General features: G+C 73.1%; 8 protein-coding genes. 3 read left to right on the top strand and 5 right to left on the bottom strand.

Annotated elements, in window-relative coordinates; genetic code table 11:
* Positions 1-36: 36 nt before the first annotated feature.
* On the top strand, positions 37-999 hold the full coding sequence (locus ACFYYN_RS03885) for a zinc-binding dehydrogenase (protein WP_500331168.1): 963 nt from the start codon (positions 37-39) through the stop codon (positions 997-999).
* A gap of 223 nt (positions 1,000-1,222) precedes the next feature.
* Positions 1,223-4,111 (top strand): helix-turn-helix transcriptional regulator, encoded by a 2,889-nt coding sequence (locus ACFYYN_RS03880; RefSeq protein ID WP_500544576.1) that lies wholly within the window; start codon positions 1,223-1,225, stop codon positions 4,109-4,111.
* A gap of 15 nt (positions 4,112-4,126) precedes the next feature.
* On the opposite strand, the gene ACFYYN_RS03875 is transcribed toward ACFYYN_RS03880, so the two are convergent.
* The 3 genes from ACFYYN_RS03875 to ACFYYN_RS03865 form a co-directional block, all read right to left on the bottom strand.
* Entirely contained in the window at positions 4,127-4,840 is a 714-nt protein-coding gene (locus ACFYYN_RS03875) for a hypothetical protein (RefSeq protein ID WP_500544575.1), read from the bottom strand.
* Between the two features lie 600 nt (positions 4,841-5,440).
* Positions 5,441-6,346 carry a PadR family transcriptional regulator gene (locus ACFYYN_RS03870; RefSeq protein WP_500544574.1) on the bottom strand — a complete coding sequence of 302 codons (906 nt, stop codon included), beginning with the start codon at positions 6,344-6,346 and terminating at the stop codon, positions 5,441-5,443.
* A 1-nt stretch (position 6,347) separates the two neighbouring features.
* Positions 6,348-7,217 (bottom strand): DUF4097 family beta strand repeat-containing protein, encoded by an 870-nt coding sequence (locus tag ACFYYN_RS03865; protein ID WP_500331173.1) that lies wholly within the window; start codon positions 7,215-7,217, stop codon positions 6,348-6,350.
* 249 nt (positions 7,218-7,466) lie between these two features.
* Between ACFYYN_RS03865 and ACFYYN_RS03860 the strand changes: the two genes are divergently transcribed.
* Positions 7,467-7,694, top strand: coding sequence for a hypothetical protein (locus tag ACFYYN_RS03860; RefSeq protein ID WP_500544573.1), 228 nt, complete (start codon positions 7,467-7,469; stop codon positions 7,692-7,694).
* 24 nt (positions 7,695-7,718) lie between these two features.
* Here ACFYYN_RS03860 and ACFYYN_RS03855 read toward each other — a convergent pair whose 3' ends face one another.
* Complete coding sequence (locus tag ACFYYN_RS03855; protein WP_431967379.1) at positions 7,719-7,898, bottom strand: DUF6104 family protein; 180 nt, start codon at positions 7,896-7,898, stop codon at positions 7,719-7,721.
* A gap of 157 nt (positions 7,899-8,055) precedes the next feature.
* A complete protein-coding gene (locus ACFYYN_RS03850; protein ID WP_500544572.1) occupies positions 8,056-11,886 on the bottom strand; it encodes a multifunctional oxoglutarate decarboxylase/oxoglutarate dehydrogenase thiamine pyrophosphate-binding subunit/dihydrolipoyllysine-residue succinyltransferase subunit in 3,831 nt (1,276 codons plus the stop codon).
* Positions 11,887-12,087 lie beyond the last annotated feature (201 nt).

Here is a 12,087-nt window from a genome sequence, read left to right as displayed (position 1 = left end):
TACGCCGGGGCACCGCGCGGCGCTAGCGTCAAGGTCATGTTCGCTGCCTACGCCGCCCGAATCGACCGCGACCAGCCGCTGAGCGGCCTCGAACTCGGGGAGCGCCCCGAGCCGGAGGCACGGCCCGGCTGGAGCACCGTCACCGTCAAGGCCGCCTCCCTGAACCACCACGACCTGTGGTCGCTGCGCGGGGTGGGGCTCGGCGAGGAGAGCCTGCCGATGATCCTCGGCTGCGACGCCGCCGGGATCGACGAGCACGGCAACGAAGTCGTCGTCTACCCCGTCGTCGGCCTGAGCGGGCACGGGGTGGGCCCCGACGAGCCGCGCAGCATCCTCACCGAGAAGTACCAGGGCACCTTCGCCGAGAAGGTCTCCGTGCCCACCTGGAACCTGCTGCCCAAGCCGAAGGAGCTCTCCTTCGAGGAGGCCGCCTGCCTGCCCACGGCCTGGCTGACCGCCTACCGGATGCTCTTCACCAACGCGGGTGTGCGCCCCGGTGACTCCGTCCTGGTCCAGGGCGCGGGCGGCGGCGTCGCCACCGCCGCCATCGTGCTGGCCAAGGCCGCGGGCCTGCGGGTCTTCGCCACCAGCCGCGACGAGGCCAAGCGGGGACGCGCCGAGGACCTCGGCGCCGACGCCGCCTTCGAGCCGGGCGCCCGGCTGCCGCAGCGCGTGGACGCGGTCATCGAGACCGTCGGCGCCGCGACCTGGTCCCACTCGGTCAAGTCGCTGCGCCCCGGCGGCACGCTGGTGATCTCCGGCGCGACCTCCGGGCCCAACCCGAAGGCCGCGGAGCTCAACCGGATCTTCTTCCTGGAACTGAAAGTCGTCGGCTCGACCATGGGCACCAAGGACGAGCTGGAGGACCTGCTGAGCTTCTGCGCCGTCACCGGGGTGCGCCCGGTCATCGACACCGTGCTGCCGCTGGACCGGGCCCGCGAGGGCTTCGAGAAGATGGCGGGCGGGGACCTGTTCGGGAAGGTCGTCCTGACGGTCTGAGGCCCGGCGCGTGGGTCAGGGGCCTCAGCGGGCCTCGGGCCCAAGGCCGTTGGGAACGCCGGGAGAGCAGTACGTGCGCCGGCAGCCACACCGGCGCGGCGCCGCCCGGGACGTCCCCGATCGTCACCGCACGCCAGGGCCCACCTTCCCGGTGGCTGCGGCATCACAAGGACTGCGGCAATCTGGTCCGCGACGTGGTGGCCGGAGACTTCGGGGTGGGGCGATGGACACGGAGAACGCGGTGGGGACCGGAAGTGCCGGGGGGACCGGTGCGGATGACGCAGGGGGTGGACTGCGGCTGTTCGGCCGGGCGCGGGAGCGCGCGGAGCTGGACGGTCTGCTGGCCGGGCTCCCGGAACGGGGCGGGGCCGTCCTGCTGACCGGCGAGCCGGGGGTCGGCAAGAGCGAGTTGCTGGCCTACGCGGCGCGCGGTCACGCAGGGCGGGTCCTGCGGGCGCGCGGCGTGGAGTCCGAGGCGGTGCTTCCGTACTCCGTACTCGCCGACGTCCTGCTCCCGCTGCGCGCACACTTCGCGGAGCTGCCGCCGCCTCAGCGGCGCGCGCTCGAGGGCTGCCTGGCGCTGGCGGAGCCGGCGGAGCCCACCCTGTACGCGGTGTGCTCGGGTGCCCTCGGCGTCCTGGCCGCGGCCGGGGATGCCGAACCGCTGCTCGTCCTCGTGGACGACCTGCAGTGGGCGGACTCGTCCTCCCGGCACGTGCTGCAGTTCGTGGCCCGCCGGCTGGAGCGGGAGCGCGTGCTGCTGGCCATGGCGACCCGGCACGGCGCCGAACCGGAGACGGGCTGGGCCGGCGTGCCCGGGCTGGCACTGTCCGGCCTGGACGGCGCCGCCTGCGCGGAGCTGCTCCTGGGCATGGGGCTCGATCCGGAGGACGCCGCCGTGGCCCGGCTCGTGGAGCTGAGCCTCGGGAACCCCCTCGTACTGGTCGAGTACGCCGCGTTGCTGCGGGACAGGAGGCACGCTCCGGATCCGTCGGCGGACGAGGCGGAGGACCCCTTGTCCGGTGCCTGGTCCAGCCCCCGCCCGCTGGTCGAACGCGCCTGGCGGGGACCCTTGCGGGCACTCCCCCCGGCCGCCCGGGAGGCGCTGACCTACCTGGCGGCGAGCCGCTCGGGGGAGGGCACCGTCTTCGAGACGGTGCTGGCCTCGGTGGGTCTGTCGACGGCAGCGCTGCAGCCGGCCGAGGCCGCCGGCCTCGTCGTCCTCGAACCGGGATCCGGGTACCGCCTACGCCACCCCGTGCTGCGGGGGCTGGTGCTGCACGGATGCCCCCCGGCGCGACGACTGCGGGTGTACCGGGTCCTGGCCGACTGCGCTCCTCCCGAGCTCCGGGCCTGGTATCTCGCGGCGGCCGCCACGGGGCCCGACGAACAGGTGGCCAGGGCACTGGCGGACGCGGCCGAACAGGCGAGGCGGCGTGGTGCGCCGGGCAGCGCGGCGGAGACCTGGCACCGGGCCGCCGAGCTGTCTCCGGCGCCGTCCGACCGGGCGGTGCGCCTGCTCAACGCGGCGGTCGACGGTTTCCACAGCGGCGCCGCGCGCAAGACCGTCCACTGGTGCGAGGAGGCGCTGCGGTGGAGTCCGGACCTCCGCCTCACCGCGGACATCGACCTGGTCCGCGGACAGGCGCACGCCTGGCTGGGCGATCCCGGGCGCGCGCACCGCGTCCTGGTGTCGGCCGCCGAGAGCGTGCGCGCCGTCGACCCGCACCGCGCCGGTGTGCTGTACGGCGCGGCCACCTTGCCCACCGCCATGTCCGGGCAGACCGGCCTCGCGCTCGATCTCGCCCGCCGTTGCGCGGAGTTCACCGAGGGGACGGCCGGGACGGCCCCCTCCGGAACCGGCGGTGACGGGCACGGCGCACCGGGACGGCGGCCACGACTGGGCGGTGCCCTGCTCGGTGCCACCATGGCGCTGGCCGGCCAGGTGCGGGAAGGCAGGGAACTGCTGCTGCGGGAGCGGGCGGCCCTTCCCGAGGCCGTCACCCCCGAGCTGCAGCAACTGACGGTGCAGATAGGCGAGGCCCTCTCCTGGGCCGACGAGGACGCTGCCGCGGCCTCCCTGCTCGGCGAGGTCGTCGAGCGGATCCGGCGCGGCGCCTCGGTGGGACTGCTCGCCTACGCCCTGGCCGGCCGGTGCGAGGCCGAGAGCCGGCGGAACTGGGCGGCGGCGAGGGCCGACGCCGTCGAGGCCGTCCGCTGGGCACGCGAGCTGGGCCAGGTCACCATGGGCAGCTACGCCGCCATCCTGCTCGCCCGTATCGACGGGCGCCGCGGCGACCGCCAGGGCTGCGAGCGGCACATCGCGGCCTATCGGGAGCGGAACGGCTGGCCGGTGACGCACGGCCTGGAAGTCCTGGCTCTCGGGGCCCTCGGCTCGGCCGCACTCACCGCGGGTGACCCGGACGAGTGCGTTCGCCATCTGGAGCGGGCCTTCGCGCTCGCCGAGGACTGCGGGCTGGGCAATCCCAACATGCTGACCTTCGTGGCCGACCTCGCGGAGGCGCACGTCCGCGGCGGGAACCGCGACCGGGCGGCCGGACTGGCCGACTGGCTCGACGAGCGGGCCCGGGCCACCGGCCTGGCCTGGCCCGAGGCGGCGACGGCACGCTGCCGCGGTCTGCTGGCGACCGACGCGGACGAGGCGGTACGGCTGTTCGCCGCGGCGGACCGGGCGCACGCCCGCCGGGAGATGCCCTTCGACCAGGCGCGGACGGCTCTGGTGCACGGGGAGGTGATGCGGCGGTTGCGCCGCCCCGCGGAGGCCCGCGTCCCGCTCCTCGCGGCCCTCACCACCTTCAGCGCGCTGGGCGCGCGTCCCTGGGCCGCGAGGGCGGAGGCCGAACTGGCGGCGGCCGGACACCGCGTCGCGCCGCAGCGGGCGCAGGTCTCCCTCGCCGACCTGCTGACCGCCCAGGAACTCCAGATAGCCCGCGCCGTCGCCGGCGGGCTGAGCAACCTGGAGACCGCCTCGACCCTGTTCCTGTCCCGCAAGACCGTGGAGGCGCACCTCACGCGGGTGTACCGCAAGCTCGGCATCCGGTCGCGCTCGGACCTCGCCCGTACGCTGGCGGCGGCCGGCATGGTGCGGTGAGCAGGCTCCGGGCGGTCAGCTCAGCGGTGTCCACAGCGTCTTGGTGACCGGTGGCCGCCCCTCCCGCAGTGTGACCTCCACCGGCTGCCCGGCCTCGGGGGGCCCCGGGACGGGGTCGCCGCCCTGCGCGCGGCACGACAGTTCGGCGTCCTCGGGGAAGGCGCTCTCCCCGGCGGACGGCTCCCAGGCGTACGGCACCCCGTGGACGGTGACGCGGAGCACCGGTGACGCGGACCCGTCCGCGGTGAAGGCGGACCGCCACGCGGCCCCGGCCAGGGAACGGGCCGGGTGGGGATTGCGGATGATCACCGTGACCCCGTGCCCGTCGCCGGTGACCCACGCCGTCAGGCGTATGCCGTCGGGGAGGGGGACGTGCGTCCCGGTCGCCTTCGGGGGCACGGGCGGGGGCACGGGCGGAGCCGCGGGTGCGCCCCGCCGGGGGAGCGTCGGGGGAGTCACCATGCGCCCGGCGATCCTGCCCCGGGGGGATTCCTCGACGGCGGACCTGCGCAAGGCGACCTCCGCGCGGGAGCAGGGCGGCCGGTCGAGGTCGACGACCTCGGGTGCCTCGGCTGCCGCCCCCCTGAGGCTTTCGGCGACCATGCCGACGAGCCGGACGACGGTCCCGCGGAGCGTGCCCGAGCCGGTTCCGGCGGTGGCCGTCTCGCGTCCGCCGTTCCGGGTGCGGCCCTGGGTCCTCCGGGGTTCGCGGGCGTTCCTGGGGGTCACGGGCACCGCCTCCGTCCGATCGGGCAGGAACTGCGCCCCGCACCGTGCGGGACGGCCGTCGTCATCGGGTCACCGGGATTCCCGCGGCTCGGACACCCCGGCCCGCGGCACCGTGGCCACCGGGCAGTCGACCGGCCGGGCCACCGCCGGGCCGCGGGCACGGCTCCCCCTGGGCCGGCCTGCGCGCACCCAACGGCGCCCGGCCGGAGCCGGTGCCGTCGCATCGGAGAGCCTGCCAGCCGGCGGGGGCCGCGGCATCGGGGAACTCCCTACGTCCTCCGCTACGGGTCCCGCTCGGGTCCGGACGTCCGGACTTCCGCCCCGCCGGCGGGGCCCGGACGCATCGGAGACGACCCCGTCCGGGCCCTGCGGCCGGGGCGTGTCTGATGAATCGCGCCTGGCTCGTGACGCTCCCCCAGCTGGCGCTGGGAGGTGCCCCCGGGCACGGCGCTCCCCCAGCCTTCGGCCGGGGTGCCCCCACGCTGCGTCGTCGGAGTCGTCCATGTACGTCCAGTACGAGGCCGATCCTCCGCCTTGCGATAGCACCAGCCGCCACGAGCCCCGCCCTCCGGGCGGACGGCGCTACTTGTCGGACACGCCCTAGTCCCGGCCCTTGTGCTTGCCGCGCAGCACGACGCCGATGTGGGCGGCCGCCGTGGACAGATGGCGGCGGACCTCGCGCAACTGCTCGGCGTCCACGCCGTTGTCGCGGGCGGCGTCGCGGACGTCGTCGCGGAAGCGGTCCAGCAGGCGCTCCAGGTCGCGGGCAGGGTCCTCGGTCACGGCGGCGTCCTCCGCGCCCCACTCGGGCGCCTCGGCGGGCTCGGGCTTCACATACGGCGGCCAGGAGGTGGAGGTGCGGCCGAACTGGCCGAGCTCCCGGGTGAGTTCCGCCAGCCCCTCGCGGACGCCGGTCTGCCAGTCGCCGCGCCGGACGTGGTCCTGGACCTCCTCCTGGACGCGGCGCGCGATGCGCTGCACCTCGTCCCGTGCGGCGTCCTGGGCCTCCTTGGCGGCGCGCTTGGCGGTGCGGGCCTCCTCGCGGGCCTGCCGGATCTCCTCCTTGGAGCGGCGCATCTGCTCCTTCCAGTCCGCCGGGGAGGACTTCGGATGGGTGTGCGCCGCCTGCTGGGCGGCCGCCCGGATCTCGCGGCGCAGGTCGCCCGCGGCGCCGCGGACGTCCTCGCGGATCTCGGCGGCGAGCGTGGAGACGGAGTCGCGGATCTCGTTCTCCAGGTCGGCGATCTCGTCGCTGCGGGAGGCGAGTTCCGCGCGGCCTGCGTCGGTGATCGAGTACACCTTGCGGCCGCCTTCCGTGGAGTGGGTGACCAGGCCCTCCTTCTCCAGCTTGGCCAGCCGCGGGTAGACGGTGCCGGCGGAGGGGGCGTACAGGCCGTGGAAGCGCTCCTCCAGCAGCCGGATCACCTCGTAACCGTGACGGGGGGCCTCGTCCAGCAGCTTGAGCAGGTAGAGGCGGAGCCGGCCGTGGGCGAAGACGGGGGCCATCTCAGACGTCCTTCCGGAACGGATCGGCGTCCGCGGGTCCGTGGTCCTCCTGGGGCGGGCGGCGCAGCAGCGCGATGGCGCCCGACACCGTGGTGGCCTTCAGCCGGGAGCCGCCGGACCCCATCCGGCCGGAGATCCGCTTGGCGCCCCACTGCCCGCTGACCCGCAGCTCGTCGAAGGCGCAGGAGACGTCGCCGCTGGTGGTGTTGGCGTCCACCTCGGCGTCCCCGGGCTCCGGGATGCGGATCGCGATCTCACCGGAGACCGAGGTCAGGCGGACGTCCGCGCCGCTGCGCGGGTCCAGGTCGAGCACCATGTTGCCGCTGACCGAGTCGGCCTTGACGGCGGCGCCGCTGCCCTCGACCACGGTCAGGTCGCCCGAGACGGTGTTGACCCGCAGGTCGCCGGAGACCGCCTGGGCCTCCACGTTCCCCGCGACCGTCTCGGCGGTCACCGGGCCGGCCTGGCCGACCAGCGTGATGTCGCCGTTGACGCCCCGTACGGCGGTGCGGTCCGAGATCCCCGAGATCACGGCGTTCGCCCCGACCACCCCCACCGACACGCTGGTGCGCTGCGGGACGGCGAGCGAGACGACGGCGTGCCGCCGCCAGCCCTTGCGGTCGAGCCACTTGAGCAGGCCTTTCCAGGGCAGGTCCTCGTAGGTGACGGTGAGCGTGCCGCCCTCGTGCGACACGATCAGCGGGGGGCCGTCGAGCTCGCTCACCTCCAGCCGGGCCGGGCCCTCGTCGACGCCGACCACGTTGACGGCACCGTTGACGATCCGGACGTGCAGGGTGTCGACGCTCGCGTCGAAGACCATCTTGTGCGGCTCGGTGACCGTCCACTCCCGTGAGCCGGGGGTTCCGCTCATTTCGCCCCTCCTTGGGGTCACCCGGGCACGCCGGGTCAACGCCGACAACGCAACATATCGCGTCTCTCCGATAGACACGATATATCGCGTGGATCGGAAGTCAAGGGAGCGCCGTGCGCGCCCCGGTGGCGGTTCGCGGCGGAACGGCGCCCGGACGCGGCCGGTCACGCGGCGACCCTCACCGCGAGGGACGACCAGGACAAGGCCGCCCCCGTCGAGGCGGACAACTCCGCGGCCGGCACCGGAGCCGTGGAGCTCCGCGGGGGCACCACGGCCGTCGCCGACGTCCGCTACACCGACCTCAACGTCGAGGGGACCCCCTCGGCGCGCGAGGTCTGCCCCGTCCAGGCCTCCCGCGTGCAGGTCGCGCTCCCCGACGACGTGGCCCGTACGGTCGAGGTCACCACGGCCGACGGCACCCCGGCGGTCTTCAGCGTCTGCGGCGGCGGGGTCCGGTTCGGCGCCTTCCGCACCTGAGCCCGGCGGTCCCGCCGCTCGCGGCTACTCGTCCTCGTCGTCGTCCAGCCGGGCCAGCCACGTCGCCAGCCGCTCAACCGGGATCTCGAACTCGGGGTTGAGGTCGACGAACTCCCGCAGCCGCTCGGCGAGCCACTCGAAGGTGACCTCCTCCTGGCCGCGCCGGTTCTCCAGCTCCTCGATGCCGCGGTCGGTGAAGTACAAGGGGTGCTCCGGATCAGGGTCGAAGGATGACGTACCAGGCCAGGATAGGTACTCCCGCCGCCCGGGCCCGGGGCTCCCCCTCCTGCCGGCGTACGCGCAGGGGCCCCGCACTCGACGAGTGCGGGGCCCCTGCGCGTCGTACCGGGGACTACGGGCCTCAGAGCTCGAAGACCTCGTGCACCAGCTGCTCCTGCTCCTGCTGGTGCCGCTTGGCGGAACCGACCGCCGGCGACGAGGAGGACGGACGCGACACACGACGCAGCCGGTCGGCGTTGTCGGGCGCGGCGCCGAGCACCAGGTCGAGGTGGTCGATCAGGTTGAGGGCGATGAACGGCCAGGCACCCTGGTTGGCCGGCTCGTCCTGGGCCCAGACGTACTTCTGGGCCTTGGTGAACGGGGCCAGGGCGGCCTGGATCTCCAGGCCCGGCAGCGGGTAGAGACGCTCGATGCGGATGAGGGCGGTGTCGAAGGCACCACGCTTCTCGCGCTCGGCGACGAGGTCGTAGTAGACCTTGCCGGAGCAGAAGACGACCTTGCGGACGTCCTCGGGCTTGACGGTGCTGTCACCGATGACCGGCTGGAACTGGCCGGAGGTGAACTCCTCCGTCTTCGAGGTCGCCGCCTTCAGGCGCAGCATCGACTTCGGGGTGAAGACGATGAGCGGCTTGTGGTGCGGGTTGTGGACCTGCCACCGCAGAAGGTGGAAGTAGTTCGCCGGGGTGGTCGGGACCGCGACCGTCATGTTGTTCTGCGCGCACAGCTGCAGGAAGCGCTCGATGCGGGCGGAGGAGTGGTCCGGGCCCTGGCCCTCGTAGCCGTGCGGCAGCAGGAGGGTGACGCCGGAGGTCTGGCCCCACTTCTGCTCGGCGGAGGAGATGAACTCGTCGACGACGGTCTGGGCGCCGTTGACGAAGTCACCGAACTGGGCCTCCCAGGCGACCAGCGCGTCCGGGCGGGCCAGCGAGTAGCCGTACTCGAAGCCCATCGCCGCGTACTCGCTGAGCAGCGAGTCGTAGACGTTGTAGCGCGCCTGGTCCTCGGCGAGGTAGAGCAGCGGGGTGTAGTCCTCGCCGGTCTCCCGGTCGACCAGGACGGCGTGCCGCTGGCCGAAGGTGCCGCGGCGGGAGTCCTGGCCGGCGAGCCGGACCGGGGTGCCCTCCATCAGCAGGGAGCCGATGGCGAGGGTCTCGCCCATGGCCCAGTCGATGGTGTCGTCCTCGACCATGGCCGCGCGGCGCTGCAGCTGCGGCATCAGACGCGGGTGGACGGTGATCCGCTCGGGGATGTTGACCTGGGAGGCCGCGATCCGCTTGACGGTCTCCTGGCTGATCGCGGTGTCCGCCGGGACGGGGAACTCCGGGCCGGTGGCCTGGTTCTCCTCCTCCTGCGGGGCGGCCGGCGCGGTCGCCTCGCGGACCTCGGTGAAGACCTTCTCCAGCTGGCCCTGGTAGTCCTGCAGGACCTGCTCGGCCTCCTCCAGGGTGATGTCGCCGCGACCGATGAGGGACTCGGTGTAGAGCTTGCGCACCGAGCGCTTCTTGTCGATCAGGTCGTACATCAGCGGCTGGGTGAAGGACGGGTTGTCGGCCTCGTTGTGACCGCGGCGGCGGTAGCAGATGAGGTCGATGACGACGTCCTTGTTGAACGCCTGGCGGAACTCGAAGGCGAGCCGCGCGACGCGGACCACGGCCTCCGGGTCGTCGCCGTTCACGTGGAAGATCGGCGCCTCGATCATGCGCGCGACGTCGGTGGAGTACATCGACGAGCGCGAGGACTCCGGGGCGGCGGTGAAGCCGACCTGGTTGTTGATCACCACGTGCACGGTGCCGCCGGTGCGGTAGCCGCGCAGCTGCGACATGTTCAGGGTCTCCGCGACGACGCCCTGGCCGGCGAAGGCCGCGTCGCCGTGGAGCACGACCGGCATGACGGTGAAGTCCGTGCCGCCCTTGCCGATGACGTCCTGCTTGGCACGGGCGATGCCCTCGACGATCGGGTCGACCGCCTCCAGGTGCGAGGGGTTCGCGGCCAGCGAGACGGTGATCTGCTCGCCGTCCAGGCCGGTGAAGGTGCCCTGGGCGCCCAGGTGGTACTTCACGTCGCCGGAGCCGTGCATCGACTTCGGGTCGAGGTTGCCCTCGAACTCGCGGAAGATCTGCGCGTACGACTTGCCGACGATGTTGGCCAGCACGTTCAGCCGGCCGCGGTGGGCCATGCCGATGACGACCTCGTCCAGCCGCGATTCGGCGGCGGCGTCGATGACGGCGTCGAGCAGCGGGATGACGGACTCGCCGCCCTCCAGGGAGAAGCGCTTCTGGCCGACGTACTTCGTCTGCAGGAAGGTCTCGAAGGCCTCCGCGGCGTTGAGGCGGCGCAGGATGCGCAGCTGCTCGTCGCGCTCGGGCTTGGTGTGCGGGCGCTCGACGCGGTCCTGGATCCACTTGCGCTGCAGCGGGTCCTGGATGTGCATGAACTCGATGCCGACGGTGCGGCAGTACGAGTCGCGCAGCACACCGAGGATGTCGCGCAGCTTCATCAGCGACTTGCCGGCGAAACCGCCGACGGCGAAGTCACGCTCCAGGTCCCACAGGGTGAGGCCGTGCTCGGTGATGTCCAGGTCGGGGTGCTTGCGCTGCTTGTACTCCAGCGGGTCGGTGTCGGCCATGACGTGGCCGCGGACCCGGTAGGAGTGGATCAGCTCGAAGACGCGGGCGGCCTTGGTGACGTCGTCGTCGTGGCTGGCGTCGATGTCCTTGAGCCAGCGGACCGGCTCGTAGGGGATGCGCAGCGCCTTGAAGATGTCGTCGAAGAAGTTGTTCTCGCCCAGCAGGAGCTGGTTCATGATGCGCAGGAACTCGCCCGACGCCGCACCCTGGATGACCCGGTGGTCGTAGGTGCTGGTCAGCGTCATGACCTTGGAGATGCCCAGCTTGTTCAGGGTGTCCTGCGAGGTGCCCTGGAACTCGGCGGGGTAGTCCATGGAGCCGACGCCGAGGATCACCGACTGGCCGGGCATCAGGCGCGGCACCGAGTGGACGGTGCCGATGCCGCCGGGGTTGGTGAGCGAGACGGTGACGCCGGAGAAGTCGTCCATCGTCAGCTTGCCGATGCGGGCGCGGCGGACGATGTCCTCGTAGGCCTGCCAGAACTCGAAGAAGTTGAGGGTCTCGGCCTTCTTGATGGCCGCGACGACCAGCTGGCGGTCGCCGTTGGGCTTGACCAGGTCGATGGCGAGGCCCAGGTTGACGTGGTCGGGCTTGACCAGCGTCGGCTTGCCGTCCTTCTCCGCGAACGACCAGTTCATCGCGGGCATGATCTTCAGCGCCTGCACCATGGCGTAGCCGATGATGTGCGTGAAGGAGACCTTGCCGCCACGGGCGCGCTTGAGGTGGTTGTTGATGACGATGCGGTTGTCGAACAGCAGCTTCACCGGGACGGCGCGCACGGACGTGGCCGTGGGCAGCTCCAGCGAGGCGTGCATGTTCTTCGCCACGGCCGCGGACGGGCCGCGCAGCGTCACGTACTCGGGTCCCTGGGCCGCCTCGGTGGCCGGGGCGGCCTTGGCCGTCGGCTGCGGCTGCGCCGGAGTGGGCTTCTCGACGGCGGGCTTCGCGGGGGCCGGGGCGACCGGGGCCGGAGCGGCCGGTGCGGGGGCCGGGGCCTGGGCGGCCGGGGCCGGCGCGGCGGCGGGCGTCACGGGCGCCGGGGCCGGAGCCGCCGGTGCGGGGGCAGCGGGCGCGGCCGGAGCGGCCGGAGGCGCTGCGGGGGCCGCCTGAGGCTGGCCCGAGGCGACTGCGGAACCCGTATCCGCTCCCGGCTTGTAATCGGCGAAGAAGTCCCACCAGGCTCGGTCCACCGAGTTCGGGTCCTGGAGGTACTGCTGGTAGATCTCATCGACAAGCCACTCGTTAGGCCCGAAGCCCGCGGCAGGGCCCTGGCCCTGCCCATCGGTTTCGGTCGGGACGCTCGAGCTACTGGGGTGTGGCGACACGGCGGCAACCGCCCTCTTCCGCTTCACAAGGTGATGGACAGCGGAAATAAAGGCTACGCCTACCTGAGCGTTTCCCGCAGGCGGGGAGGCCAGTCGTCGCCTAAGTCACATCGGAAAGGCGGTTTCGGGGCGGAGTTTGGCGGGAATGGGGACCTGAATCGACTGGTCCGGTTGCCTCTGGCAACGTCCGCCCTGGCGGGA

The organism is Streptomyces sp. NPDC001902 (genome assembly GCF_042891295.1).
Lineage (GTDB): Bacteria > Actinomycetota > Actinomycetes > Streptomycetales > Streptomycetaceae > Actinacidiphila.
This window is presented reverse-complemented; position numbering and strand designations above follow the sequence as displayed.

What these genes read in the sequence shown, in the direction of transcription:
- ACFYYN_RS03885 (WP_500331168.1), top strand. Translation starts at nt 37, where the DNA reads ATGTTCGCTGCCTACGCCGCCCGAATCGACCGCGACCAGCCGCTGAGC.
- ACFYYN_RS03880 (WP_500544576.1), top strand. Translation starts at nt 1,223, where the DNA reads ATGGACACGGAGAACGCGGTGGGGACCGGAAGTGCCGGGGGGACCGGT.
- ACFYYN_RS03870 (WP_500544574.1), bottom strand. Translation starts at nt 6,346, where the DNA reads ATGGCCCCCGTCTTCGCCCACGGCCGGCTCCGCCTCTACCTGCTCAAG.
- ACFYYN_RS03865 (WP_500331173.1), bottom strand. Translation starts at nt 7,217, where the DNA reads ATGAGCGGAACCCCCGGCTCACGGGAGTGGACGGTCACCGAGCCGCAC.